The 26340-nt window shown below is 41.6% G+C and carries 24 protein-coding genes and 1 pseudogene; 13 read left to right on the top strand and 12 right to left on the bottom strand.

The window, feature by feature from the left end:
* Nucleotides 1-29: 29 nt before the first annotated feature.
* The 4 genes from ACXAHI_RS11190 to ACXAHI_RS11175 all read left to right on the top strand — a co-directional run bounded on the left by ACXAHI_RS11190 (nucleotide 30) and on the right by ACXAHI_RS11175 (nucleotide 8516).
* Nucleotides 30-1652, top strand: coding sequence for a cell wall-binding repeat-containing protein (locus ACXAHI_RS11190; RefSeq protein ID WP_474847784.1), 1623 nt, complete (start codon nucleotides 30-32; stop codon nucleotides 1650-1652).
* A gap of 94 nt (nucleotides 1653-1746) precedes the next feature.
* A complete protein-coding gene (locus ACXAHI_RS11185) occupies nucleotides 1747-3567 on the top strand; it encodes a cell wall-binding repeat-containing protein (RefSeq protein WP_474847782.1) in 1821 nt (606 codons plus the stop codon).
* Nucleotides 3568-3707: 140 nt separating this feature from the next.
* Nucleotides 3708-6446 carry a cell wall-binding repeat-containing protein gene (locus tag ACXAHI_RS11180; RefSeq protein ID WP_474847780.1) on the top strand — a complete coding sequence of 913 codons (2739 nt, stop codon included), beginning with the start codon at nucleotides 3708-3710 and terminating at the stop codon, nucleotides 6444-6446.
* Nucleotides 6447-6656: 210 nt separating this feature from the next.
* Nucleotides 6657-8516: a C40 family peptidase gene (locus ACXAHI_RS11175; RefSeq protein ID WP_474847778.1), complete on the top strand. Its 1860-nt coding sequence runs from the start codon at nucleotides 6657-6659 to the stop codon at nucleotides 8514-8516.
* A gap of 1026 nt (nucleotides 8517-9542) precedes the next feature.
* On the opposite strand, the gene ACXAHI_RS11170 is transcribed toward ACXAHI_RS11175, so the two are convergent.
* Nucleotides 9543-9815, bottom strand: a complete 273-nt coding sequence (locus tag ACXAHI_RS11170; RefSeq protein ID WP_474847776.1) for a hypothetical protein — start codon at nucleotides 9813-9815, stop codon at nucleotides 9543-9545.
* 253 nt (nucleotides 9816-10068) lie between these two features.
* Between ACXAHI_RS11170 and ACXAHI_RS11165 the strand changes: the two genes are divergently transcribed.
* The 9 genes and pseudogenes from ACXAHI_RS11165 (at nucleotide 10069) to ACXAHI_RS11125 (ending at nucleotide 21077) form a co-directional block, all read left to right on the top strand.
* Nucleotides 10069-10272, top strand: a complete 204-nt coding sequence (locus tag ACXAHI_RS11165) for a hypothetical protein (protein WP_474847774.1) — start codon at nucleotides 10069-10071, stop codon at nucleotides 10270-10272.
* Nucleotides 10273-10331: 59 nt separating this feature from the next.
* The gene (locus ACXAHI_RS11160) at nucleotides 10332-11255 is read left to right on the top strand and encodes a glycosyltransferase (protein ID WP_474847772.1); all 924 of its coding nucleotides are present in this window, start codon (nucleotides 10332-10334) and stop codon (nucleotides 11253-11255) included.
* A gap of 16 nt (nucleotides 11256-11271) precedes the next feature.
* Nucleotides 11272-12024 carry a glycosyltransferase gene (locus ACXAHI_RS11155; RefSeq protein ID WP_474847770.1) on the top strand — a complete coding sequence of 251 codons (753 nt, stop codon included), beginning with the start codon at nucleotides 11272-11274 and terminating at the stop codon, nucleotides 12022-12024.
* Between the two features lie 693 nt (nucleotides 12025-12717).
* A pseudogene (locus ACXAHI_RS11150) lies at nucleotides 12718-12879 on the top strand (C40 family peptidase); the annotation flags it as partial.
* Between the two features lie 120 nt (nucleotides 12880-12999).
* Nucleotides 13000-14865 carry an LTA synthase family protein gene (locus ACXAHI_RS11145; RefSeq protein ID WP_474847768.1) on the top strand — a complete coding sequence of 622 codons (1866 nt, stop codon included), beginning with the start codon at nucleotides 13000-13002 and terminating at the stop codon, nucleotides 14863-14865.
* Nucleotides 14866-15046: 181 nt separating this feature from the next.
* Nucleotides 15047-16474 (top strand): cell wall-binding repeat-containing protein, encoded by a 1428-nt coding sequence (locus ACXAHI_RS11140; RefSeq protein ID WP_474847766.1) that lies wholly within the window; start codon nucleotides 15047-15049, stop codon nucleotides 16472-16474.
* A 247-nt stretch (nucleotides 16475-16721) separates the two neighbouring features.
* A complete protein-coding gene (locus ACXAHI_RS11135; protein ID WP_474847764.1) occupies nucleotides 16722-18152 on the top strand; it encodes a cell wall-binding repeat-containing protein in 1431 nt (476 codons plus the stop codon).
* An 80-nt stretch (nucleotides 18153-18232) separates the two neighbouring features.
* Entirely contained in the window at nucleotides 18233-19606 is a 1374-nt protein-coding gene (locus tag ACXAHI_RS11130; protein ID WP_474847762.1) for a cell wall-binding repeat-containing protein, read from the top strand.
* Nucleotides 19607-19793: 187 nt separating this feature from the next.
* Nucleotides 19794-21077: a D-serine ammonia-lyase gene (locus ACXAHI_RS11125; protein ID WP_474847760.1), complete on the top strand. Its 1284-nt coding sequence runs from the start codon at nucleotides 19794-19796 to the stop codon at nucleotides 21075-21077.
* Nucleotides 21078-21127: 50 nt separating this feature from the next.
* On the opposite strand, the gene gvpU is transcribed toward ACXAHI_RS11125, so the two are convergent.
* From gvpU to gvpQ, 11 genes are all read right to left on the bottom strand, one after another.
* Nucleotides 21128-21547 carry a gas vesicle accessory protein GvpU gene (gene gvpU, locus ACXAHI_RS11120; protein ID WP_474847758.1) on the bottom strand — a complete coding sequence of 140 codons (420 nt, stop codon included), beginning with the start codon at nucleotides 21545-21547 and terminating at the stop codon, nucleotides 21128-21130.
* Nucleotides 21548-21574: 27 nt separating this feature from the next.
* Nucleotides 21575-21898 carry a gas vesicle protein gene (locus ACXAHI_RS11115; RefSeq protein ID WP_270180327.1) on the bottom strand — a complete coding sequence of 108 codons (324 nt, stop codon included), beginning with the start codon at nucleotides 21896-21898 and terminating at the stop codon, nucleotides 21575-21577.
* Nucleotides 21899-21925: 27 nt separating this feature from the next.
* Nucleotides 21926-22210, bottom strand: coding sequence for a gas vesicle protein K (locus ACXAHI_RS11110; protein ID WP_270180326.1), 285 nt, complete (start codon nucleotides 22208-22210; stop codon nucleotides 21926-21928).
* Nucleotides 22176-22442: a gas vesicle protein gene (locus ACXAHI_RS11105; RefSeq protein WP_270180325.1), complete on the bottom strand. Its 267-nt coding sequence runs from the start codon at nucleotides 22440-22442 to the stop codon at nucleotides 22176-22178. Before ACXAHI_RS11105 ends, ACXAHI_RS11110 begins: the two co-directional genes overlap by 35 nt.
* 17 nt (nucleotides 22443-22459) lie before the next feature.
* Nucleotides 22460-23254 carry a GvpL/GvpF family gas vesicle protein gene (locus ACXAHI_RS11100; RefSeq protein ID WP_474847756.1) on the bottom strand — a complete coding sequence of 265 codons (795 nt, stop codon included), beginning with the start codon at nucleotides 23252-23254 and terminating at the stop codon, nucleotides 22460-22462.
* A 9-nt stretch (nucleotides 23255-23263) separates the two neighbouring features.
* Entirely contained in the window at nucleotides 23264-23518 is a 255-nt protein-coding gene (locus ACXAHI_RS11095) for a gas vesicle protein GvpG (RefSeq protein ID WP_474810093.1), read from the bottom strand.
* Complete coding sequence (locus ACXAHI_RS11090; RefSeq protein WP_474847754.1) at nucleotides 23515-24279, bottom strand: GvpL/GvpF family gas vesicle protein; 765 nt, start codon at nucleotides 24277-24279, stop codon at nucleotides 23515-23517. The genes ACXAHI_RS11095 and ACXAHI_RS11090 overlap by 4 nt, the downstream gene beginning before the upstream one ends.
* A 15-nt stretch (nucleotides 24280-24294) precedes the next feature.
* Nucleotides 24295-25215 carry a gas vesicle protein GvpN gene (gvpN, locus tag ACXAHI_RS11085; protein WP_474847752.1) on the bottom strand — a complete coding sequence of 307 codons (921 nt, stop codon included), beginning with the start codon at nucleotides 25213-25215 and terminating at the stop codon, nucleotides 24295-24297.
* Nucleotides 25216-25236: 21 nt separating this feature from the next.
* Nucleotides 25237-25503 carry a gas vesicle protein GvpO gene (gene gvpO / locus ACXAHI_RS11080; protein WP_270180320.1) on the bottom strand — a complete coding sequence of 89 codons (267 nt, stop codon included), beginning with the start codon at nucleotides 25501-25503 and terminating at the stop codon, nucleotides 25237-25239.
* Nucleotides 25504-25569: 66 nt separating this feature from the next.
* Nucleotides 25570-25830 (bottom strand): gas vesicle protein GvpJ, encoded by a 261-nt coding sequence (gvpJ, locus tag ACXAHI_RS11075; RefSeq protein ID WP_474847750.1) that lies wholly within the window; start codon nucleotides 25828-25830, stop codon nucleotides 25570-25572.
* A gap of 21 nt (nucleotides 25831-25851) precedes the next feature.
* The gene (gene gvpQ, locus ACXAHI_RS11070; protein WP_270180318.1) at nucleotides 25852-26304 is read right to left on the bottom strand and encodes a gas vesicle protein GvpQ; all 453 of its coding nucleotides are present in this window, start codon (nucleotides 26302-26304) and stop codon (nucleotides 25852-25854) included.
* Between the last annotated feature and the right edge of the window lie 36 nt (nucleotides 26305-26340).

Below are 26340 nucleotides of genomic sequence, written 5' to 3'. Positions count from 1 at the left end.
AAAGAACAACAATCAAAGGAGGGAAACGATTGAACCAAAGTGTTCGAAAAACGCGATTACTGTTTATCCTGTCCCTTGTACTGATGTTATTTGCTCCGTCCATTGCATATGCTGCCCAGTCAAACAATGTTCATGATGAATGGAAATATGTTGCACTTGGTGACTCATTGGCTGCAGGAGTTCAGTCAGATGGAACACTTGGTGATAGCTATGCTGATTACATAGCAGATGATTTAGAGAATATCGATCAATTAGAATCCTTCACAAAGAAGTTTGCCGTTCCAGGTTTTACGACTGATGACCTTCTGGAACAGTTAACGACGAACGTTGAAGCACAACAAGCTGTAGCGAGTGCTGACCTCATAACGCTCACGATTGGAGCAAACGATTTTCTTAACCTTTTAAAAACCAGTCCAGAAGATCTCGAGAACGAAGAGGTAGTGAAGGCGCTTTTTCAAAAAGTACAAACAAATTATGTTCAAATCATGGGCATCATTCGTACGTTGAACCCTGATGCCAACGTCTTCATTCAGGGCTACTATAACCCGTTCTACGCTTATCCAGCTGAACAGCAAGCGGTGTTCACTGAACTGATGACTTCTTTAAATCAAATGATTGAAGCCATCGCTATTGGATCAGGTAGTGGATTTGTCCCTACGTATGATGTGATTGCAGCGAACTATACAAAATATTTACCAAACCCTCAAAATGTTCACCCTGGTCAAGCAGGATATGAAGTGATCGCGGAAGAGTTTTGGAAGCACATTAAGGTAGTCGTACCAGTGAAAGTCGATCGAATCTCTGGGAAAGACCGGTATGAAACGGCTGTTTCCATTTCTGAACAAGGCTGGGAGTCTGCTGACACCGTCATCATCGCAAGGGGAGACGACTTCCCGGATGCGCTCGCAGGAGCTCCACTTGCATTTAAGATGGATGCACCGATCTTGCTAACTGGTAAAACGCTACCTCAAACGGTAAAAGACGAGATTGCTAGATTAAATGCGAAAAAAGCATATGTCCTTGGAGGAACAGGTGCTGTCTCAACATATGTCTATAATGAGCTCAAAGGATTAGGCCTAGATGTCGACCGCATCGGTGGTTCTGATCGTTTTGAAACAGCTACGAACATCGCTGCTGTTCTAGATGGCAATCCAGGAAAAGCGGTTGTAGCGAACGGAATGAATTTCCCAGACGCGCTTTCCATCGCATCTTATGCGGCAGAGAACGGCTATCCAATCCTTTTAACAATGAAAGACACATTACCAGATGCAACGAAAAAAGTGCTAGATGGATTTGACTCATCCATTGCAGTAGGAGGGACTGGCGTTATTTCTGATAGCGTTTTGGCACACCTTCCTGGAGCCGATCGCTACGGTGGAGAAAACCGCTACGCTACTTCTGCCAAAATCGCGACGATGCTCAACCCTGCTGACAAAGCGTTTATTGCAACAGGAGCAGACTTTGCAGACGCATTAACAGGCTCTGTCCTTGCTGCGAAAACGGACAGCACATTCTTACTGGTACCTCCAACGAGTGTAGATGATTCCATTTCAGCAGCAGCTAGTGAACTAGGAATCAGGCACTTTACTATTCTAGGCGGTGAAGGAGCAGTTAACAGCAACGTTGAATCTCTGCTCGAATCGATTAACTAATGGTATAACAGGGTCAGGTAGGGGATCGTCCCCCACCTGACCCTTTTTCATGTTACACTAGAAAAAGTTGGTAAAAGGGGAAGGGGAGAATGTGTTGAAAAAGTTTTTTATTTCTATGGTTATTGCGTTACTTGTAGTTAGTAGTTTTAGTAGTTTGCAGCTAGGAGGCAAGGAAGCGCAAGCAGCTGAAGATCTTACATACGCAGAAATAGGGAAAATCCTTACTGAAGAAGCAATTAAAATGGATATTCCACCAGAGGTAGCGAAGGCGATAGCGTATGAGGAAAGTGCGTGGGATCAGAAGAATGTTTCGAGTGTAGGAGCGCTTGGCGTTATGCAGGTGTATAAGCCGAATGCATCAGATGCAGAAAAGGAGAAGCTTAAGAGCAATACCCGTTATAACATTCAAGAGGGCTTGAAAATTCTGAACGACAAGTTTGAAGGGAAGAGCGGAAAGCTTCCTACTGTGAACGATAACGATCGTGATGTACTCGAAAGCTGGTATTTTGCTGTGCTTGCTTACAATGGAATAAAGCAAGTTAATAGTCCTATCATTATGAAGTCCGATCCACTACAGCGCAATCTTGATGCATATCAGGAAAAAGTCTATAAGTCTATCATGATGTATAGTGAGAATCAAGAACTAAAGGATATTGAACCAATTCCTTTCAAATTTACAAAAGGTGATTTTGAGTACGTACCTGGAGAGAAAGGTGACCTTAAATTCAATAAACTTAAATATGAACTTCCTAAAGAGGAACTTCATAAAACAAATCAGAGCTATAAAGAGAATGATTTAGTTCTCACAGCTCCGAATGCTAATCTAAGGGTTGGGCCTTCTAGTAGTGCAAATTCAGTTAGAAAAGCCTCAGAACGAGAAACTGTAACAATCATTAGCGACCCAATTTATGATCAATCGGAAAGATACGATGACGATTTTGAAGATAAAGATATGCGCACCAAGCATTATGTTTGGTATAAAGTACAACTAGAGAGCGGAAAAGAGGCTCATGTTTCATCAGGAGATATGCTTCAACTTGGTCAACGTTTATCAGGCTCTGATCGATACAAAACAGCAGCAGCGATTGCGCAAGATGGGTGGCCGAATGGGGCAGATACAGTTGTCATCGCTAGAGGTGGAGATTATCCAGATGCCCTTGCAGGAACGCCTCTTGCACATCACCTAAATGCACCGATGCTGCTAACACAAGATAACAAGCTAACAGCATCAACAAAAGCAGAGTTAGAGCGTTTAAATCCTACTAAAGTTATTATTTTAGGTAGTGCAGGTGCCATTACGAGCGATGTTAAGAAAGAAATTGAAACCATGGGTATCGAAGTAAAACGTTATGGTGGAAAGGATCGTTTCCAAACAGCTGCACTAATAGCGGACCAACTTCCGAAAAGTAATACTGCTGTTCTTGCATTAGGTATGAATTTTCCAGATGCTTTGTCTATAGCTCCTTATGCTTCTAAAAAAGGATATCCCATTTATTTAACAACTAAAAAAGATGTCCTACCAGAAGCTACTGCAAAAGCAATCAAAAACTATGACAACGTGATCGTCGTAGGAAGTAACGGTGTCGTTAGTGAAAAAGCGTTAACTAATCTTTCAAACTATAAACGATACGCTGGTAAGGATCGTTATGAAACAAACGTTGATATACTAGAAAATCTTCCACTCGGAACTGAAAAAGCGTATGTTGCAACCGGTGAGGATTTTCCAGATGCCCTTACAGGGGCAGTACTAGCAGCGAAAGATAATGCTCCCTTAATCATTTCTTCAAAGGGGAAGTTACAGCCTTCAACACAGTCTTACCTAAAAAAATCATCGTTTGACCACTATACTTTCCTAGGCGGTGACGACGTAATCAACGTTGAGAAAGATCTTACGAAAATTCTATTAAACAATTAATTCATTAAAATGAATGCAGAAGAGGTGCCCATTTTACGGCACCTCTTATTTTTTTGAGTGGGAATATTATCCTGATTACTAGTTTTGTGATAGTATTTTACTTATATAATTTGTTAGGTAATTAAAAGGGGGAAGTAGGATTGAAGATAAGTAGAACAATCGTTGCAATTATACTCACTGTATCTATGTTCTTTATATGGAACGAAAATGTATTTTCAGCACCAGCTAACGAGGTATTTCGAACGGTAACACAGCCCGATGGCACAACTTTTAAAGCAAAGCCGGTGGGAAACGAGTTTAAACACTGGTATGAAACGAAGGATGGACATATCATTTTACGAGGTGATGATGACTATTGGGTTTATGGGAAGATCGAGGATTCGAACCTTACTGCTACCTCTTCCAAAGTAGGAATCGATAAGCTCCCTAATGATGTAGCTGATAGAGATGAAATGGCTGAATTACCTTCTCAAACCGAGGGGAAACCTAAAATGATGAGTCCCTCAGTACATAAAAGTACGCTACAGTCTTTGAAAGGATCAACGCATGACCTCGTTGTTCTACTTGTTAGTTTCAAAGATGAGAGAATTGCTCATTCTGAATCTGAATGGAATGATAAGATCTTTAATCGATCTGCAAACTCGTTGAACAACTATTATGATGAAGTATCTTCAGGCCAGTTTGGATTTAATCCAGCTGATGAGACGAGTGGTCAAAATAACGGTGTTGTATCGGTAACGCTTGACTATAATCATCCTGACCCAGTAGGGAAGCCAACAAGGGACGACCTTTTCATCAAGATTGCTAAAGATGCTATAGTCGCTTCTGATTCAATGGTGAATTATAAAGACTATGATAAAGACAACAGCAAATATATTACGTCTGATGAACTTCACATCGTAACAGTGATTGCAGGCGGTGAGGCAAGTTATGGTGACACGACGAATGCGGTGTGGGGTCATAAAAGTGGAATGATTACTGATGTTCCAAAGATAGACAATGTTTACGTTGGTTCGTTGTATAAAGGTGGGGGATATACACAGTTTGGAGAGAATCACGGAGATCATATGGCGACGATCGGCATCATCGCTCATGAACTTGGCCACGATCTTGGATTACCAGATCTGTATGATCGTGACCAATCGTCGTTAGGAATTGGTATACACAGCTTGATGGCAGGAGGATCGTGGACCGAAAAAACAGGTGAGCATTCTGGTGCGACCCCAACACATTTGGACGCCTGGTCGAAAATTCAGCTTGGTTTTGTTGATCCCGAAGTGATTACAAAGTCTAGTAATATCAACCTCAACTCGATCGAAAATGGTGGCTATAATGTTATAAAAATCAACACAGAGAATCCATGGGAATACTTTCTCATTGAAAATCGCCAGTACACAGGGTATGACAAAGGATTAGAGAATGCGACCGTATCTGGCGGGGTAGCGGTTTGGCATATTGATGAAGGAGTAAGGACATATAACGATAATGAAGCTCACAAGTATGTCGATCTTGAAGAAGCAAATGAGGCAGAAGAAGGGAGCGATTTAGATAACGACCGCTGGTATAAAGACTTTAATCACTATTACCGAAAAGGCTTTAAGACATTATTGAACAGCAATACAAAGCCAAATACTCATTTAAATGACGGCACACCGACAGATCTATGGATTGAGATTATGGATTACAGCCAGGATGAGATGAAGGGGAAAGTCGTTTTTGGTAATGAAGATCTTGATGAGCCTATATGGCAATCAGGTGCGAATGTAACTTCAACCAATATAACAGCTGATTCAGTATCCTTGTCTTGGTCCCCAGCATCAGATGCTTCAGGTATTGAGAATTATGAAGTGTATCTTGGAGATGAGTTGATTAAAACAGTTTCCAGTAATACTAGAACCACTGAAATATTAGACTTACAAGCAAATAAGTATTATAGGTTTAAGGTAGAAGCCGTGGACAAGAAAGGCAACCGTACAACAGATGGCCCTTTTGTAACGGTAAAAACAAAATTAGAGAGTATTGTGAGACTAAAGGGAAAAGACCGATTTGAGACAGCCAATGAAATTAGTAAACAAACGTACAACTCTGCTAAAACAGTCATCATTGCGACAGGCTACGATTTTCCAGATGCTCTCGCGGGAGGTCCACTAGCGAAAAAGCTTGAAGCTCCTATTCTCCTAGCTGGAAAAACGAGTTTATCAGTTGGAACAGTAAAGGAAATTCAAAGATTAAGTGCAACTGAGGCCATTATTCTAGGTGGAACTGGTGCAGTCTCGGAATCTGTCAGCGCTCAACTAAAAGAGCTTGGTCTAAAGTTAGATCGAATCAAAGGAAAAGACCGATTCGAAACGGCCGCAAACATTGCGGAAGAACTCAAACCCTACGATCAAGCGGTGCTTGCATACGGCATGAACTTTCCAGACGCATTGGCAATCGCTCCATATGCAGCTCAAAAAGGCTATCCAATATTACTAACGAACACGAAAACTTTAGCAAATCCAACGAAAATAGCACTTGAAAACGTCGAGAAAACGTACGTGGTCGGAGGTACGGGTGTTATATCCACTAACGTTGCAAATAACCTACCAGACCCAACCCGTTATTCTGGTAAAAATCGCTTTGCAACAAATGCGAATATTGTATCGAGGCTCTACTCCGACTATGAAAAAGTTTACTATGCGAGTGGAATGAACTTCCCAGACGCACTGACCGGATCAGTAGCTGCTGCGCAAAGCGATGCTCCAAAATTCCTTGTTACCAAAGATGCGATACCGAAAGAAATTAATACACTCATCAACCAAAGGAAAGCATCCTCTTATGTGATATTAGGTGGAAGTGGAGCAATAAGTGACAAAGTCGAACAACAGCTATCAAAATAACAAAAATGCCGCTGCCACCAGCGGCGTTTTTGTGCCTTATTACCCATTACTAAATGCCAAGATTCGCTACTATTCGAAAGAAATCCCCTTTTTCGAAGAAAAATTTAACATTTTTAGAGGATTACTATTCAAACTTAGCGAATAATAGCCGATATTGTTAAAAGCATATGTCGGTTAGTCATTGCAGTGAAACCATTAAGGGGGATGTACATGCAAGGTTCTACGCTAAAGAAAACGGTAGTTGGATCAGCGCTTTTGTCTGGTTTTTTTTATGTTCAAGCCGGGGAAGTAGAAGCAGCCCTTGGTAATCAGGAATTAAAGCTCGGAATGAACAATTCCGATGTAAAAGAACTGCAGGACGTTTTGAAAGAAAAGGGTTACTTTACATATCATACGTCAACAGGATACTTTGGCCCGATCACCGAGAAAGCCGTTAACGACTTTCAAAAAGCAAAAGGTTTATCCGTAACAGGGACAGCAAATGCGGAAACGCTAAATGCGTTAAAAGGAAGTACGAAAGCCCCTACCTCTTCAAATACACTCACAGTTGGAGAGCGTGGTCAGGCTGTAAGCGATCTTCAATCTAAGTTGAAAAGCAAAGGGTATTATAACTACAATGTCGATGGCATCTTTGGTCCGATCACGGAGAAAGCTGTGAAGCAATTTCAATCTGCAAAAGGTCTTTCCGTTACTGGTATCGTCGATCAAGCGACTGAAAACGCATTGAACGCTTCTTCTACAGCGACTAAGCCTACAAAGGAAGCAGAAACAACGCTAAAAGTTGGTGCTAGAGGTGCAGAAGTCTCAACTGTTCAGCAGCAGTTGAAGAACAAAGGCTACTATAACTATGCCATTGACGGTATTTTCGGCCCAATTACGGAGAAAGCTGTGAAGCAGTTCCAAAGTGCGAATGGCTTATCGAGCACGGGCGTCGTGGATGGTAAGACGAAGGAAAAGCTTTCAGGTGCAGCGGTACAAGAGAAGAAAGAGGAAAAAGCAACAGGCCTCACGATCGGTGCAAGGGGAAGTGCAGTCACTACACTTCAGCAGGGACTTAAAGACCGCGGCTATTATAACTATAAAGTTGATGGCATCTTTGGCTCGATTACAGAAAAAGCAGTGAAAGAATTTCAAAGCGTAGTCGGACTCAAGGTAACGGGTGTTGCAGATGATGCGACCCTCGATGCGTTAAAGTCTCGTGGCGGAACGAAGACAACTGAACCAGTGATGAAAGTCGGTTCAAGAGGTGATAATGTTTCGAAGCTTCAGCAAGATCTCAAAACCGCAGGAACGTTCCATGTTGGTGTAACAGGATACTTTGGTCCCGTTACTGAAAAAGCCGTAAAGGATTTCCAAAAAGCAAAAGGTCTAACTGTTACGGGCACAGCAACGAAGGAAACGCTAGATGCACTGAGTTCGACTAGTTCAGTCGTTAACCCTCCTGCACAAGACTCCTCTACCGATGTCTTGAAGGTTGGTTCAAAAGGGGAACTCGTTGTTGAACTCCAATCGAAGCTAAAAGCACTTGGCTATTATAACGGTGGGTTAGATGGCGCGTTCGGTCCGATTACAGAAAGCGCAGTGAAGACGTTCCAATCTCGTAATAAGCTAACGGCTAACGGAATAGTTGATGCATCGACATGGGAGAAGCTTAAGCAAGGCACTTCGTATGACGGCGGTGGAACGGGAGGCACAAACACCGGTTCATTCAGCGTCATGGATCTGATCGCAGATGCTTCTGAATTTATTGGTGTACCTTATACGTGGGGCGGTAACACGCCGCAATCTGGTTTTGACTGCAGTGGCTTTCTCGTCTACGTTTTCAAAAAGCAGGGAGTTTCCTTGCCGCGTACAATGGCACAGATGTGGAACGTGACGACGCCAGTCAGTAGCCCATCTGTTGGGGACATCGTGTTTTTTGAAACCTATAAGCCAGGTGCTTCCCATGGCGGGATTTACATTGGAAACAACAAATTCATTCATGCGGGCTCTTCAACTGGGGTTACGATAAGCAGTATGGATTCAAGCTATTGGTCACCGAGGTACCTTGGTGCAAAGAGAGCTCATTGATAGTGAGACCGATCTATTTGTAGATCGGTCTTTTTATTTTGAGTAGGCCAGATTTGTTAATAGATTGTATACACGCAAGCACGATCTATTTTAATGAAAGGTGGACTGATCCATATCAGTACGGATTATATGTTTGAGTGAGATATAGGGGATGATTCAAAAGAAAAGAGAACGAGAGTGTCTGAACTTAAGTAGTTTATTTTTGGAGTACAAAAACACATATTGTACCCTTAATTTAGCTGCTTTATTCGTACGAAATTGCCTATTGATTTGGACCCTAGTTTGCAAGGGAAATAGCAGCTAAAACTGTCAGGCTTAGTTGGAAGAACCAGGGTGAGGTGAAGTCGAAGCAATATCACACAAAAGGGAGCTTTAACTGAAGAAGTCAACATAAAGTAATTGAACAAGAGTTTGGAAAATTCCGAGCTCCTGTTTTTTTATGTCCTTGTTTCTTATTGCCAGAATCTCGCTTCGTTTTTTGATCAGATGACACCCGTTTTAACACCTTATATTACAACCGAACAATAATTATTGTGCAGTGTGTTGCGAAACGTTTTTCTTTGCACTTTTAGATGAATAGTGATGAAATCCTCTACCATACCAATGAAAATGAGTATCAAATTGACCTGCAATTTGATACTCTATTAGCTATGCATTTTCACTTTTTGTACTTCAAAACTGAGCTACTTAGTTTGAACTATAAATCATGAACTTTGATTTCTTCTTTGATTTTTAACGCTTTTTTAAATGAGATACTATTTGGCATGTTCCAATTTAGTGAATTCAAAGGCGGGATGTCTTTTACTTTGTTCAGTATGAGTTTGCTGCCCCGATATGCAATTCAATGCCAAGTCTTCCTCTATTTCCTCGATACCGATGAAATTCGCCCAGATACAATCGAATACTGGTCGATTATCGTATCCAATATGGAATAGACAAGATAATTCGCCGATATGGCGAGTTCTCTCTAGGTTTTGGCGATTGTTTTAAGTTCAGTTGTTGAGGTGATTGGATTTTAGTACTGGATCAGTTTCTTCTAATTCGGATTGCAACGATCTTACGGCAATCAATGATGACTGGATAATCTCCGTCTAAGAAAGTCGCACAGCAATTCTTTTCATCAAGGCATGCGAAAGTCAAGTTCGTAATAGGGCCATTTGAACCTCCGTTACTACCTGGTATGAAAACATCTACTTCAGTTCCTGGTTGTAATCTACGGAGTTGATCACATACACAACCATCACATGCAGAAGCTTTTTTCTTCATACCACAGCCGCACTCATTATCAAATAAACTCACTCTATTTTCCTCCTTATGGAAAGTTTTATGCACCCTACAATGCATATTTTTCAGGGTTACTTTACTATATTGACTTGGACGCACTTTTGAATAGGTCAAGACCTATGGTTGAGTAAATTGGTTGTTAGCCTGTCCGCAATCAACCAATTATTCCCAAAAGGTGTGATTGTCCATACTCCTTTACAAATATTCACATATATATAAATAGCATCGAGAACCGGTGCTTAATCTGAACCACAAAAGGAGTGGAAATATGGCAAGTAGTATGTTTGTTTATATGCAAAAGTATTATGGACAACTTGTTTCAGAAGTTATCTTAGATGATTCTGATACAGTTCTGACGAATGTTGTCCTGAAAGAACTTGGTGGAGATTTTGCAGTCTTCATTCAAGGTGGATCTGGTGGAATGGGGCAAATCATCGTTCCATTAGAGAACATCGTAGCGGTAATTGTTTAGTATTTTTCAGGGGTTGACCACCATATGGTCACCCCTCAACTTACTTAAGGGGGCTCAGAATGAAAGAGTATAAGATTCTGTTCATAACCAAAAACATGGAACACCATATTGAACGGAGCACATATTATTTGGGAAAAGAGCTGGAGAAAAAATGTCAACTTTATTATTATTACGAGGATGTCGGCAACTTACCAGAAATTATAGATATGTTGTCACAAAAACCTGATTTCATCTTATTTAATGATATGAAGCCTGATTACTGTCCCGATATTCGAAACATCGACCAAGTATCTATTCCGATGGGGGCAATCGTTCATGATTTGCACTATCGGATTCCTAGAAGAAAGCAAATGTACAAAAAGTATGGTATGCATTTGTTTGTGAATTATCGTGATGCTTTCGAAAAATGGTTTCCAGATTTAGTTGATCAAATGATTTGGTTTCCTCATCATGTCCTCACTGAGATCTTCCAGGATTACCACCAACCAAAAAAAATAGATTATCTAATGGTAGGCAGTCTATTACCTTATCTATATCCCCTACGTGTAAAAATGCATGAACAACTCAAGCAAAAACCTTCTTTTAAATATGTAGAACATCCAGGCTACAAACCGATCATAAAAGCAGACAATGCTATCACAGGACTTGAATATGCCAAACTACTGAATCAGGCGAAGATGTTCTTTACATGTGACTCCAACTATCATTTTCCTGTACTGAAATATTATGAATCTCTTGCCTGCAGAACTTTATTGTTGGCTTCAGGATCGGAAGAGTTGAAAGAGTTAGGATTCATTGATGGAGAAACCTTCGTGGAAGTAAATGAAGGGAATTTCTATGAAAAGGCTCAATATTATTTAAACAATGAGAGTGAAAGAGAAAGGATTGCAAAGTCCGGTTATGAAATGGTAATGAAGAAACATTCAACGAAAGTCCGTGCTAGTGAACTTCTCACACATATTGAAAAAATCTTGTCATCATAAAGAAAGGGACACAATCATGTTAAAGAAAAAACCGAAAGTATCCATTGTCATCCCCTTTTACAATTGCCCATATATAGCAAGAGCAATTGAAAGTGCTTTGAATCAAACCTATTTGAACTGCCAGGTCATTGTAGTGGACGATGGCTCAACAAAGTATCTGGAGCGGATACTACCTTACCAGAAGACAATAAAATATATTCGAAAACAAAATGGCGGGACTGCTTCGGCATTGAATTTGGGGATTCGTGTAGGAGAAGGTGAGTATTTCTCATGGCTAAGTTCAGATGACCTTTATCAACCACAAAAGATCGAACGTCAATTGAACTTCATGCTTGAGCATGATGCCGAAATCAGTTATGGAAATTATAGCTTGATAGATGATGATGATCGGGTCACAAGCCCATCTGTAGGTGTAGGGGTTGAAGACCGTTGGCGATTCATGAGAGCTATGAGGTCTGGATGTATCATCAATGGTTGTACAGTGATGGCTAAGACAAAGGTACTAAAAGATGCAGGTTTGTTCGATGAAACGCTCCCTTATACCCATGACTACGATTTGTGGCTGCGCTTGATTCCAAACTATTACTTCTATTACTTTAGTGAACCTTTGTTGCTCTATCGAATTCATGGAAATATGGGATCTCTGAAATATAAGAATGCCATCCGTGTGGAAATCCAATCAGTTAAAAGGAAGCATCGAGATACAATCAGCAGGCTAATTAACATGTTTTCTCCTAGACGTCGTTCGCGCTATTTTCCAAATAGATGAGGCTTGTTCAATCAACCATCTGCTAGAAACATATCTTAAGAAGAAAACGTATTACACAATTGATGAAAGGAAGAGATATTTGAACCCTAACACAAATAACCTTCTTCCAGTTATCCTGAATTCTACAGCGGTATCTACCTTTTGAAATAGAGCTTGATGGGGATTCCATGCAGCATCACTCTGATAACGGGGTGTTCGGTAATGATCAATGCTAAGCAGCAAAATATAATCAATCCTAACCCCAAATAGGAATCTTTTTTCGATGAGTTAAAATTGAATCTGATCTTTGTCATAAGGGATCTAAGAGATATTGTCGTCTTCTTGGCTACTTCACCCACATTACCTATCCATCCTTTATACGGGACGCTTCCGTAATAAGGTTCTTGATAGAAGGTGGTCAGCCGGTTACAAAGATGAAATATGTTTAACCAAATGGATTTACAATGAGAAAGTGTGTTCATTGTAAAAGTAGAGGATCTTACCTCAGCCCATTTGAAACGTATTCAAACAGTTCATGGCATTGTAACAATTATATTGGATGAGCAACCAGTTCCATTTACTCGTCTAGTGATGGTTGGAAAGATGATACAGAACATCATGCTGAAACTTCACCAACCTACCGGAAAGCAAAGATCGTTGAATCGAGTGATGAAATTGATAAAGAGCTGATTGCGCTTTTTAAACAAAACACTGGTTGTGTTTTTTGAAACCTATAAGCCAGGTGCTTCCCATGGCGGGATTTACATTGGAAACAACAAATTCATTCACGCCGGCTCTTCAAGTGGTGTTACGATAAGCAGCATGGATTCTAGCTATTGGTCACCGAGGTACCTCGGTGCTAAGAGAGCTCATTGATAGGGAGACCGATCTATTTGTAGATCGGTCTTTTTATTTTGAGTCGGACAGATTTGTTAATAGATTGTAAATTTTATGTTACAATGTGAGGTAAATCTATGTAAAAAAAGGAATTTTCTCATGACAAAATACATATACCTCGTTCTTTGGTCCCTCATCATCCTGGGTGGGTGGACGTTCAAAAACACCTATTTTTCACATCAAATTATAGGTGAAGCGCACCTTGGTCTGATTTTTCTCGGAGCGCTCGGACTTACACTTGTATTAGTAAGTTTCCAAGTGATGTCTGGCAAGGTGCGGTACGCATTTCTAGCATTCTCTCTTTATCTGCTCGTTTCGTTCTTACTTTACGGAGACGTGCTGTACGAAAGGTACTATTCTAGTCTATTATCGCTAGAGCTACTGAATCAAGCGGGTCAGACTGCGGAAGTGGGCGATTCGATCGTCACCCTGATCGAACGAAGCGACCTCCTTTACTTAGTAGACATCCTCGTATTGATTCCATTGTTGATTATGATGACGCTCAAACGCAAAGCGTTGAAGAATCGAGTACTCGGTTCAAGTTTTCTAGCGGTTGGAATGATCACATTGACGCTGTTGTCCGTATTTACAATCGATGCGCAGTACAGCGATCAATATAAAGTGGCGAAAGCAGGAATTTTGCCGGCGCACTTACACGCAAGCACGATCTATTTTAATGAAAATAAAATAGCACCTGCGATGGGTCAGGGCTATTCGATTGAAGAGCTTGAAGAGATCAACAATTACTTTATTGACCATAAAGGTGAAAAATCCCCATACTTTGGTGTCGCGGAAGGAAAGAATCTCGTTGTCGTTCAAGGTGAATCTCTGAATGATTTTGTCATTGGCTTAGAAGTTGACGGAGAGGAAATTACTCCGAATATCAATGACCTTGTTGAGAAAAGCTTTTATTACAATAATTTCTACACTCAGATTGGGAGGGGAAATACATCCGACGCAGAGTTCATCGTGAATAACTCATTGTTCCCATCGGAGCGAGAGAGTGGTTACATAGGTTATGAAACGGGTGATTTTCGTTCCCTGCCGATCATTCTTGGTGAAGAAGGCTATCAAACGAGCGTAGCACATGGAAACGATCCTGAGTTCTGGAATCGGAAGGCAGCTTATCCAGCGCAGGGGTTCGATGAATTTTACAGTGCGACTTCAGAAAACATCGATGCTAATGATCAGCTTGGGATGGGCGTTTCAGATGAAAGTATGTATGCTCAGCTAGCGGAGATCTATGAACAAAAAGCGGAGCGGGGTCCATTTTATAATTTCTTCATCACGCTCTCGCAGCATCGCCCTTTTAAACTACCAGAAGAGAAGAAATACCTCGACCTACCTGAACGTTTCGACGATACAGCAGTAGGTGACTATCTTCAAAGCTCAAAGTATGCAGATGAAACACTAGGTGTATTTATCGAAGACTTGAAGGAAAGAGGGCTTTGGGAAGAAACGCTCTTTGTATTTTACGGTGATCACTACGGTCTTCTGCCTGAACAGGAACAAGAATTGGATGAACTCCTTGGAGTGACGTTCGACCGTAAAGAAATGTTTAACGTCCCACTTGTGATCCATTATCCAGGTCAAGAAGAGGGAGAAGTGAATGACGTGATCGCAGGCATGGTCGATGTTAAGCCGACGATTACAAGTTTGCTAGGCTTAGAAGACTCTATCTACCACGTTGGACAAGACCTTACTACAAAAGAAGAAGGTTTCGTCGGATTTCGACATGGATTTACAACATATACTTTCTTTGGGGAAACTTATTCATTCGATATGTCCCCAACAGGAGAGTTTACAAAGGGAACGTGTACGAGGACGGATAGTGGAAAAGTAGTAGACGTTGACAAGTGTCGTGAGGGATACGAGAAAATCAAAAGGCACATCGAAAACTCAGATGAAATTTTAGAAAATGACCTTCTCGAAAGGTTACAGAGCATACGTGAAGAAGCAGTATAAGAGCGCCTTATCAGGTGCTCTTTTTTGGTGAAATTTATCGAAAAAAAGAGATAGTAATTAATTGGAATCTCGTATATAATCCTCTTAGCAATAGGAAATGGAAGGTGAAGCTGCCGAATAGGCGCCGTCTTTTTTCGTTAAATCTCCAAAAAATACAACAATATCCGGGGGAATGAATGTAGTGAAGAAAGCGTTAACGATTTTGTCGTCTGTTGTTCTGGCTGCTAGTATGATAGCAAGTCCTACTGCATCTGCAGCAAGTGATCAACCAGACTTAGAAACAGTGAAAAAACTTATTAAAGAAAAGAAGCTCGATGAAACGGTCGAACTGCAAGGCTACAATGAAGACGGTGATTTTGAAGAAGAAGAGCCGAACAATCATTTTGAACAAGCAAACGCAATCGAACTTGATGACTATGCGATCGGGACGCTTGCTGATCAAGATAAAGATTATTATAAGGTCGAAATTAATGAAGATGAAGATGTTCATTTCATCGTTTCTCTTTATTCAACTGAAATCGAAGGCTCAGAGATGGAGCTTAACGTAAATTTATATAATGAAAATAAGGAAGAGTTAGAAGCTGAATTTGAGGTTTCTGATGAGTTTGGATACTTATCTGCCACAACACTAGACCCAGGCGTCTATTATCTTGAAGCGTCTGATCTTGCTAATCTTAACAATGGAGAAAACTATTATTTAAATGCTTTCTTGTTCGATCCTGAACCAGAATTCCAGCGTATTGGCGGGAAAGATCGCTATCATACCGCTGCAAAAGTAGCAATTCGTTCCCATGGTGGGTATACGACAGAGAACGTGGTACTTGCGACAGGAAGTGATTTCCCTGATGCACTAGCTGCAGCTCCACTCGCGTATTCATTGGGTGCCCCAATCTTGTTAACAGGGAAAAACACGTTACCTAACTACACAGAAACGGCATTGGATCTGCTAGAAACGTCTCATGTCACCATCGTGGGTGGAACTGGCGCTATTTCTAAAGATGTACAAACCTACCTTGAAGAAGAATTAGGAATTGAGGTCAATCGTATTTCTGGAAAAGATCGATATGAAACTGCTGCAAAAATCGCTGGTGAAATCTCATATGGAGGACCAGTTGTTGTAGCTGACGGAACGAACTTCCCTGATGCATTATCGATCGCACCAGTTGCTGCAGGAAACATGATGCCAATCTTGTTAACACAGAAAAACAACATCCCATCAGCAACAAAAAAAGCACTTAGAAATTTTGACTCTACTATTGTAGTAGGAGGAACAGGTGTCATTAGCAATTCTGTTTTGGAAGATTTACCTGATGCTGAGCGAATCTCAGGAAAAGATCGTTACGGAACTTCTGTAGCAATCGCAGAAAAGTTTGATTTGGACCGAGAGTTTGTTTTCCTTGCGAACGGAAGAAGCTTTGCAGATGCCCTTTCAGGCTCAGTGTTTGCAGCAAGCCTAAATGAGCCAATGCTTCTCACTCCTAAAGAACAGCTTGCCCCTGAAGTGAAGCAGTTCTTTGAAGATCACAACACATTCTACTTTAGATTACTAGGTGGAACAGGTGCTGTAGGTGATGGCGTAGAAGATGATATTTGGAGTATTTTTGAGTAATCTTATATAAAAGCAATAACTAGAATCTTAGATAACGAGTACCTAGAAACATAGGGTGCTCGTTTTTCTTTTCTTATATAAAAAAATATTCCTTTAGATATATTTCTATAGCAAAGAAGAGTAACAGCGAGTATTTTATCGGTTTTGTTCAATAAACGGAGAAGAGTAATAATTATTATTACAAATATTACTATTGTTACATTTTCATTACAAAAAGAGTGTGATATAGTGTACTAGGAGTTAATAATTGGAATTAATAAACTTGGAAGGAATGAATCTAGTGAAAAAAACAGTCAGCATTTTATTCACATTACTTTTGGTAGCTAGCATACTAGTGCATCCAACTGCGAGCGCTACCACAGGTAGTCCTGTCCATATGAAAAATGGCATTGAACAAGGTTCTAAAGAAGTTGCGCAAGAGCAGGAACCCAATGATTCTATTGAAAATGCGAATGAAATCGAGTTAGAAGAAGCTTTTAAAGGAACGTTTACAAAGGATGATAAAGATTACTACAAAGTAACGATTACTGGTGACGAGCTAGTTGATTATTCACTAGGATTATTTAAAGAAGATTATTCAGTGAATGATATGGATTTCAGCATCACAATCTATGATTCTGGCCAAAAGGAAGTAGAACCGTACAAAACTATTAATGATGGTGCTTACTTTCACGGGGTGTATAAGCTACAACCGGGTGTTTATTACATAGAAGCATCGGATTTAGCAAATTTGGATAATGGTGAAGAATACATTCTTTTTCAGGAACTTGTTGTTTTTGAAATGCCGTATGTCGATCGTGCAAACGGAAAAGACCGTTATGAGACAGCAGCCTTTATCGCATACATGCAAACATTAGAAGGTGGGGGAGCAACAGATAACGTTGTACTTACAACAGGTTCAAATTATGCTGATGCTCTAGCAGGTGCGCCACTTGCGTACCACCTCGAAGCGCCAATCCTGCTAACGATGAAGAATAAGCTTCCAGATGATACAAAGGGAGTGTTAAACTTCCTAGAAGCTAAAACGGTAACCATTGTTGGAGGGACAGGAGTCGTTTCGAAGGATGTAGAGAACTATTTAAGAGAAAGGCTTGGTTTAGAAGTTAATCGCATCTCAGGGAAAGATCGTTATGAAACGGCAGCTGCAGTTGCTGCAGAACTTCCGAAGACAGACACTGCGGTTGTTGCATATGGAAAGAACTTTCCAGATGCATTATCGGTTGCTTCTGAGGCAGCGCGAAATGGGATGCCAATCTTGTTAACAGACACACATAACGTTCCAGAGGCTACAAAGAAAGCACTAGAAAACTATGAAAAGAGTTATGTAGTAGGTGGAAAAGGCGTTATCAGCGAGGATATCCTTAATAATGAATTGCCTGATCCAACGCGTCTTTCAGGAAAAGATCGTTATGCAACTTCTGTTGCGATCGCAAACGAATTTAACAATGATAAAAACTTTGCAGTCGTTGCAACAGGAGAAGGCTTCGCAGACGCTTTAACAGGGTCATTGCTAGCAGCTAATTATACACAACCTCTTCTGTTAACACCTAAAGAAAAACTTGACCCTTCTGTAGCTGCTTACTTCAAAGAGAACAAAACACGTTATTACACCATTCTTGGTGGTGATGGAGCAGTTAGTAAAGAGGTAGAAATTCATATTTGGGAATTAATAGAATAATGAATGAAAAAGTGGGGTCTGTCACGTATCTGTCCCCCAATAATCAATTAAACTACTAAAATAGAGGGAGCACGAATCAAGTGAAAAAATCAGTCGGAATTCTTTCCTCAGTCATTATGGCAACGAGCTTGTTAGCAGGACCAGTAGCACATGCGGAGGAAGATCTACAAAACGGTCCCAATGATTTTACCTATATAGATGAAGTGGAGCTCAATGATACGTTTAGTAGTGCAAATCAAACTCTTTCAAATGATGTTATCATTCACGGTACGTTTTCTGAGAGTGATGAAGACTATTACAAAGTAGAAGTAACTGGTGAAGGATACAGAGACTTAGGAATATATATCGGTCAACTAGATGGTAAGAGGTCGGGTATGAAAATGGAGATTGCCCTTTATAATAGTAAAAAAGAAGAATTGCACAAGACCAGATCCAATGATTCTTCAGAAGGTCAATTCTTAGTAACAGCAGGCACTTATTATGTTAAAGCTCAGGATCTCAATAATGTTAACAACGGTAAGACTTATAAATTATTGGCTTTTGTTACTGAAGAAATAGAAAGGTTTGTCACTCGTATACAAGGATCTGACCGTTATGAAACTGCAGCAAGAATTGCGATGGAGTCTAGAGGCTTCGGTTATGCTGAAAACATTGTTCTTGCTTCGGGACAGGACTTTCCTGATGCACTAGCTGGAGGCCCTTTAGCGTTTCATCTTGATGCTGAACTTCTTCTAACTCAAAAGAACAAATTATCTAAGGCGACTGAAGAAGCGTTAATTGATCTTAAAACAAAGAATGTAACGATTATTGGTGGAACTGGTGCGGTTTCAAGCGAGGTTGAAAGTTATCTTAAGGATAATCTGAATATTAACGTTAATCGTATTTCAGGAAAAGATCGCTATGCAACGGCAGCAGCTGTAGCAGCAGAGCTTCCAAAGTCTGATCAGGCAGTCGTTGCTTACGGAAAGAACTTCCCTGATGCGCTTTCTATTTCACCTTACGCAGCCAAGAATAAGATGCCAATCCTATTAACCGAAACGAACAGCGTACCAGTAGCAACGGCAGAAGCGCTTAAGAACTATGGTGAAACGATTGCAGTTGGCGGTAATGGTGTGATAAGTGAAGACGTTCTTGAAGACTTGCCAGATGCAAAACGTTTATCTGGGAAGGATCGTTACAGGACTTCTGTAGCAATTACAGACTACTTTGGTTGGGAATTACCAGCTTCTTATTTGGCTACTGGAGAAGGATACGCTGATGCTCTTTCTGGCTCGTTACTTTCAGCTAAGACAGAAATACCGTTACTACTAACAACTAAAAATGAGCTTGCTCCGTCAACCAAAGCGTACTTGAAAAATAACTACAAATATCAGTACTTTTTATTAGGGGGGCAAGGGGCAATTGAGAGTACAGTAGAACGAGACTTAATGGACTTATTAATAGCTGGAGAATAATAGGTACAGAAGAGAATCTAGCCTGCATATCTTCTCTCAGTAGTGAGAACCTGACAGTTGTTAGGTTCTTTTTTTGTTAACTAATAGATTGCAAGGGTAATAGAAAAGTATGTAGAAGATGTATGGTGGGGTGAAACAGTGGAAAGCTCTACCTCTTGAAAATCGAACAAAGGAGGACCTAGTCGTCATGAACATTGCAGGAAAATCTCTAACATCATGGAAAGCAGAATATCCACTACTGAACGAACTCATTGATTATAATGAAGTCTTTTGGCAGAATCCTAGCAAAGGTTTATCAAACTCAAATCTCGATTTAACTCTCGATGATATTCAAGAAGCAGAGGCACGCTTCAAACGATTCGAACCTTATTTTAAAAAGGTATTCCCTGAAACGGATGGCGTGATCGAATCGCCTTTAACCGAGATCGACGGAATGAAAAAGGCACTTGAAAAGGAGTACGGCGCAACATTAAATGGGAGCCTTTTACTCAAACAAGATGACCGCCTTCCCATCGCAGGAAGCATTAAAGCGAGAGGCGGCTTTCATGAAGTGATCAAACAGGCAGAGAAGCTCGCACTCGGACATAACATCTTATCGAAAGACGATGATTATAGTGTGCTAGCTGACAAAAAGTTTAAGGAGTTCTTTTCAGCCTTCTCGATTATGGTAGGTTCGACGGGAAACCTCGGCCTTAGTATTGGAATTTTATCTGCAAAACTTGGATTCAACGTTACGGTACATATGTCGAGTGATGCGAAGCAGTGGAAGAAAGATTTACTACGAGAAAAGGGTGCAACCGTGATCGAGCATGAAGGAGACTTTAGTGTTGCGGTTGATGCAGGAAGGGCGCAGTGTGAAGAAAAGCTCACGTGCTACTACGTTGATGATGAGAACTCAAAGGATTTATTCATGGGTTATGCAGTAGCGGCCTTACGATTGAAGAAGCAGTTAGATGAGAGGAACATACAGGTTAGTGCAAATAACCCGTTAACGGTTTATCTCCCATGCGGTGTAGGTGGAGGACCTGGCGGCATCGCCTTTGGACTCAATCAAGTCTTCGGTGATCACGTACATTGCTACTTCGCAGAGCCTACGCATTCACCTTCAATGCTGATCGGGTTAATGACGAACCAGCACGACAAGGTATGTGTGCAAGACTTTGGCATCGACAACCTGACAGCTGCAGACGGCCTTGCAGTGGGGAGGCCATCGAAGTATGTAGGTCAGCGGGTGAAGACATATATTGATGGTGTGTATACGATAGAGGATGAGCGGCTGTACCGCCTCCTGCATATGCTCTATAACGCAGAAGGAATCAAGCTCGAGCCATCCGCACTAGCTGGGATGATAGGTCCTGTTCATGTAGCGAAACAAGGTAGCGGGAAAGGGACACATGTTGTGTGGGCGACTGGTGGAAGGTTAGTACCAGATGAGGTGTGGAAAGAAGATTATGAAAAGGGGAAGTTGTAAAGCAGTGGTGCCGGAGTGGGGCTAGCTCCCATTCCGGCACCGCTGACAATTCACCCATTCTGCTGATCCTTTGACTTCGATTCTGAAATTCTTCCAAGAAAGAAGCCATCAACTTCAGTGAGTTTGCCTCTCCAGAGGATGCTACCTTTTGATGGAGTGGGTTTCGTATCTCCGCAATACACCCTCGCATTTTTCAAATGAATGAACTGTGCATCCTTAACACTACTGCCTTCTACAGCTTCCCCAGCCTTCATTAATTCTTCACTTAGTTTCTGAGAAACGTCACCTTCATCTTCAAACGATTCGCTTAGTGTTGAAAAGTATTCACCTGCAGAAACGAGGGTGCCTGTCACCATCGCGCCCTTCAGATTCAACGTGATGTCTAAAGAGAAGTCGTGCTTGTTCGATGCTTGTACAAAAAATTCAAGAACACTGTCTTTTTCAGGGGTAGCAGCTGTTTCAACGCTCATAATTTTATTCTCCCTTCAAGTTAACGGCTAGTACCGTGGTTTCGCCTCGCTCGTTTCAAGTCTTCTTTCAAGCTGTTCAAGTCTTTCATGCAACTTTTTATTTTCCTCCTCAAGCGCCTTCGTGTTCTGGTCGGCTGCCTTCGAGCTTAAGTAAGGATCGTTTTCCCACCAATCCATCCCGATTTCCTTCGCTTTATCAACCGAGGAAACGATCAAACGAATTTTAATTGTTAAAAGCTCGACATCCGCAATTCCAACGCGGATATCGCCAGCAACAACGACGCCTTTGTCCAACACTTTTTCTAATACATCGACAATCGTATTCGATTGTACCGGGTGTTCAACTCCCATCGTGACACCTCCACATCTCCATGAATATCAAAGCAAGCTTCCTAGTGGACCGAGATCGATGTTCAGGTCTTCCGCTTCAAGACCGAATACATCACGTAACTCTTCCATTTTTTCTTCTAATGTCATAAGAGCAACGCCAAGGTTTTCGACTTGCTCATCGGTAAGGGAACCGCCTTCGACGCGCCTCATCGCATTTCGTTCAACGATTTGCCTTAGTAATTCGATTACCGTGAGAACAAGCTGCGCTAATCCTTTTTCAGCATTTTCTTGATCGATATTAATCCTTCCATCTGTCGACTTGGCCAGTTGCATGAATCAAATCCTCCCTTTCTTCATCAAATTGTTCCGAACTAAGTGCCCCCACCTGCTGTTCGACAAGCGTTTCAACAGATGAAATCAACACTCGTAAATCTAAGTACACGAGATCAACGCCCGCAATAGATATAAGTAAATCGCCCTTTATGGCAACGCCCTTGTCGAGTATCACATCTAGAATATCGATTAGTGCAATGTCTTTGTTTTCGAGGGACTCTTTCACAGGCATGGCGCATCCTCCCTTTTTTATGAAGTGAAACTAGAGAAATGATAGGCAGGCCAAGGACCTGAGGCCTCGAATTGCCACCCTGAGGCGGTGAATTTCTCTTCATATTCCTTAAACGTGTTAATGAAGGCTTCCACCTCATCTTGGGGAAGGAGAAACACACTGTTCCAAGCCATTTTTTCTTGTCGTCCCGTCACGTCTTTGTTCCAGTTTTTCTTGATGTTTCCTAAGATCGAATGTGTTTTTAACGCTTCATGAATTCCTTCACAGAATGATGTCTTTTCATTCTCAAGCTCCTGGTCGATGTACTGATCCATTTTCTTACGCTCAAAAAACTTTTTCCCTGGCGAAAGCGCCTCGATTTCTTCCCGTTTTGCTTGTATAGAAGAACTTTGTTCGCTAATTTGCTTTCGCAGCGCTCCATCATCGCAGTAGATCTTCACGTTCCATTCTTCATTGCCTTCTAATAGGGAGAAAGTTTCCCGCAGCTTTTCCTGGTAGCTTTCGACGGTGTTTCGCAAACTGTCTTCTGATTTATACAGTGTACAAAATTTTAACGGAATCAACGTATAGTCTTTGGTAAGCTGCAGCACCGTTTCATGGTGGTGAAATGCTTTTTCCTGAAGCCACTCTACATCTTGGTCCATCTTTTCTTTTATCGTTTTTTCAGAGGCCGTGACATCACACACGATTGCGGTCACGTCACTAATCGAGATCATATATAGTTCGCGATCACCATCGAATCCTTTTAAAGAGGGGAGCGGCTGGTTAGATTCACTTGTTGGAATAAAGCTATATAAATAGAGAAGACTCATCGATTACCCTCATTTCTTTTTCGTTAATTCTTCCCACTGTTCCATTTCTAAACGCTTCGCTGTCTCATAACGCAGGAGCAGCTCTTCTTCTTTTTCTTCATACGCTTCTTCAGGAATTTCGCCTAGCTCGTACATCATCTGCAGCTGAATCAGCTTTTGCTGAATCGTAGGCAGGTCGTATAGTTCTTTGTCTGCTTCTTCTTTTATTTTCTCACCGACTTTGATCACAAGATTGATGGGTGAGGTCACCAGTTTATGGATCATGCACCTTCTTCAACCTTCAAGCGAATATTGACGAAGTTGTAGGCAGGCCAAGGTCCGGTATAACGAAACTCAACTTTGTCTTTCCACTTATCATGCGCCTCATTGACCACTGCATCGAATGCTTCCTCTTTTTCCCGGTCAACGAGAAACGAAGCGTTCAATAACATCTTCTCTCCAATCGGATCATTTGCTTTTGAAGCTTCAGCCGTTTCATCTAATGGGTTAAAAATGTCTTCTTTGATTTCTTGTTGAAGGGAAGCAAAAAGCTTCTGCGCCATTCCACCGAGCTGGATTCGTTCGTAGTAGCCAGCCGCTTCGGATTTTCCTTTTACATTAGAGGCCATCTTCTCAACCTCTGGATTTTCGTTCACTCTTGATTCGAGCCATTCGTCCTTGCCGATCACTTTTAGACCCACTTCAATCTTCCCTTTGATGGCAGGAAAAAGCTTTTCGAATTGAGGGTAAAGGTTTTCGAGAAGGACTTTTACATCATCTTCTGAGTGAAAGACGTTTCCAAAGCTGATGGGGAGGACGGTATCACTTTCTTCCATCACGCGAGAAACGGTGCTCTGATGCATCATCAGATTATCTTTCTTCGGATGGTAAATTTTCATCGGGACTTCCGCTGCAACCATCGCAGCGTCTTGATAGTGAATCGTAAACGTTTCATGATCGACGCCTTCGATCGTTACTCCGCCGAATTGCTGTTTCTTCTCTGTTTGAATCGCACAAAAAATATAAATGCCTGTGTCTTGGCTCATTCTTAAACCGCTCCTTTACGACTGGTGTCTCATATTGTGGCAGGCCTCTTTAATACGTTCTTCCGCATCGGCAATCGGATTCTCAGAATCCAATTCCCGGCTCAATCCATCGCCTAAAATATCGATGCATAAGCGCTGGAATTCTGGATGATCCCCTTCAATTGGAATGTCTGCTTCCTCTGTAAGACGGGCGATCATGAGAGACGCGCGTATGCTTGGCCCGTGGTTCTCATTTGAGTAATGGCTCCGGATTTGGTGAACGAGCGAGGTGATCGCTTTCGCTTCATCTGACGAAAGGTTGCATTTATTTTCAAGTATGCGAGCCTCTTTTTCAGTATCATTTAACGTCATGTTGATCGTAATCAAGCGATCGCGTAGCGCATCCTGCGTCTCATAAACGCCTGCATATTCTGCAGGGTTGCTCGTGAAGATAACCGCAAACTTTGGGTGAACACGAACGAACGGTTCGGTTGCTTTTGTTCCGTACAGAGGGAGCACGCCTTCTTCCAAAATGGATAGAAAAAGATTGTTCGTCGACGGCTTTGAGCGAGTGAACTCATCGTATACGAGCGTGTACCCGTTCTTCACAGCTTCGAGTAACCTCCCGTTTCGCCACTGTTCAGAGACGCTTTCATCCTTTTTATAGACGGAGCGAACGTACTGGTCGATCACGGTCTTACTTGAGTAACCCGTAAAATTCCCAATCAAGTCCCGATTGTTCAACTCGTGATTACCGTGCATCAACATGACGGGTCGCTTTCGCTTTTTGGCTAGTGCAAGTGCGACCGTTGTCTTCCCGACCCCGGATGGCCCGGTGAAATGAACAGGATACCCTGCTTCAATGTAGGTTAGCGAGCGGTCGATAAGCTTTTTTGTTGCATCATCTTCAAGAAGTGCTCGGTTATCTTTTTTCATCTTTTGGGTTAAAACTGACATCGTGTCGACCTCCTGATCTCGCTATGCTTCCTCGCCAATCGCACTGCGATAACGAACGTCTCTGCGTTTGAATGAGGTTACTTCTTTGTTTTCATTTAAAAGCACATCGTATGAGCCGACCAATTCATCCTTGGCATATCGCTTCATGTATTCTTTCTCTTCAATGACTTCAGCCGTAACTCTCCAGCCTTCGTTTTCATTGGCCTCAACTGAGGTAATCTTATGAACGGGAGCAACGTTTTCGTTAAGAAACTCGGCAACATTGCCCATGATTTGTTTAATTTCCATAGTGGCCTCCTGCATACGTAATGGAAGGGAAGAGGTGCCTTCTTAAGACACCAATCCCCGTTTGAATTAAATACTAAATTGAGGGCTGCGTTCGTTCTGTTGATTCGAAAGTCCATTCTCTTGTACGTCATCACGAAGTAACCCAACGGCCTCCGCGTAACGTAACCAAGTATCCACACTTGCGATGACGACACGTGCTTCAACTGTTAAAATTTCAATTCCTACAACTGAAACTCTTGCGAACGCATCGATTACGATTCCTTTATCGAGGATGCGGTCGATTACCTCTGCAAGACTTGAACTTTCTGCGCTTTTTTGAATAGCCATGATGTTCTCTCCTTTCAGTAGTTACGAACTGATCGTTTTGATGTCTTTGGATGTTTTAATGTTCTGGTAACTCTTGATATTCGTAGAGCTTTTGATGTTTGTTGAACTCTTGATGTCATGCACGCCTTTAATCGTTTTACTTTCGCGAGAAGAGGAGACTTCCTCTTGAAATGCATCACCAGCTTCCTTTGCCGTCGACACCTTTTCTTTTACAGATAGAAGAGCGTCCTGCACTTTTTCTTTCGCTTTCTCTGCCGTGCTGTGAACCTTGGAAGCATTCTCTTCTTTTGTGTTTTGAAGCTGTTCAGACGCCTGATTTACCTTTGATTGAACACCTTCCTGTACGTTTTCCTTAAACGTTTCATGCGCATGATCTTGAACCGTGTCCTTTACCTTTTCTTTAATGTGCTCAGGCGTATGTTCAACAACTTTTTCGGTGACTTTATCTAGCGCTTTCCCAAAGGGTTTACTCATGAGATACCCCCTCCGTGGTACGAATTACTCAATTTT

Source organism: Anaerobacillus sp. ABD4_527, from assembly GCF_056160805.1.
This window is presented reverse-complemented; position numbering and strand designations above follow the sequence as displayed.

What these genes read in the sequence shown, in the direction of transcription:
- gvpJ (WP_474847750.1), bottom strand. Translation starts at nt 25,830, where the DNA reads ATGGCTATTCAAAAAAGCGCAGAAAGTTCAAGTCTTGCAGAGGTAATC.
- ACXAHI_RS11145 (WP_474847768.1), top strand. Translation starts at nt 13,000, where the DNA reads ATGACAAAATACATATACCTCGTTCTTTGGTCCCTCATCATCCTGGGT.
- ACXAHI_RS11105 (WP_270180325.1), bottom strand. Translation starts at nt 22,442, where the DNA reads ATGCCTGTGAAAGAGTCCCTCGAAAACAAAGACATTGCACTAATCGAT.
- gvpN (WP_474847752.1), bottom strand. Translation starts at nt 25,215, where the DNA reads ATGTCAGTTTTAACCCAAAAGATGAAAAAAGATAACCGAGCACTTCTT.
- ACXAHI_RS11095 (WP_474810093.1), bottom strand. Translation starts at nt 23,518, where the DNA reads ATGATCCATAAACTGGTGACCTCACCCATCAATCTTGTGATCAAAGTC.
- ACXAHI_RS11155 (WP_474847770.1), top strand. Translation starts at nt 11,272, where the DNA reads ATGTTAAAGAAAAAACCGAAAGTATCCATTGTCATCCCCTTTTACAAT.
- ACXAHI_RS11110 (WP_270180326.1), bottom strand. Translation starts at nt 22,210, where the DNA reads ATGCAACTGGCCAAGTCGACAGATGGAAGGATTAATATCGATCAAGAA.
- ACXAHI_RS11115 (WP_270180327.1), bottom strand. Translation starts at nt 21,898, where the DNA reads ATGGGAGTTGAACACCCGGTACAATCGAATACGATTGTCGATGTATTA.
- ACXAHI_RS11090 (WP_474847754.1), bottom strand. Translation starts at nt 24,279, where the DNA reads ATGAGCCAAGACACAGGCATTTATATTTTTTGTGCGATTCAAACAGAG.
- ACXAHI_RS11165 (WP_474847774.1), top strand. Translation starts at nt 10,069, where the DNA reads ATGGCAAGTAGTATGTTTGTTTATATGCAAAAGTATTATGGACAACTT.
- ACXAHI_RS11125 (WP_474847760.1), top strand. Translation starts at nt 19,794, where the DNA reads ATGAACATTGCAGGAAAATCTCTAACATCATGGAAAGCAGAATATCCA.
- ACXAHI_RS11160 (WP_474847772.1), top strand. Translation starts at nt 10,332, where the DNA reads ATGAAAGAGTATAAGATTCTGTTCATAACCAAAAACATGGAACACCAT.
- gvpU (WP_474847758.1), bottom strand. Translation starts at nt 21,547, where the DNA reads ATGAGCGTTGAAACAGCTGCTACCCCTGAAAAAGACAGTGTTCTTGAA.
- ACXAHI_RS11100 (WP_474847756.1), bottom strand. Translation starts at nt 23,254, where the DNA reads ATGAGTCTTCTCTATTTATATAGCTTTATTCCAACAAGTGAATCTAAC.
- ACXAHI_RS11175 (WP_474847778.1), top strand. Translation starts at nt 6,657, where the DNA reads ATGCAAGGTTCTACGCTAAAGAAAACGGTAGTTGGATCAGCGCTTTTG.
- gvpO (WP_270180320.1), bottom strand. Translation starts at nt 25,503, where the DNA reads ATGGAAATTAAACAAATCATGGGCAATGTTGCCGAGTTTCTTAACGAA.
- gvpQ (WP_270180318.1), bottom strand. Translation starts at nt 26,304, where the DNA reads ATGAGTAAACCCTTTGGGAAAGCGCTAGATAAAGTCACCGAAAAAGTT.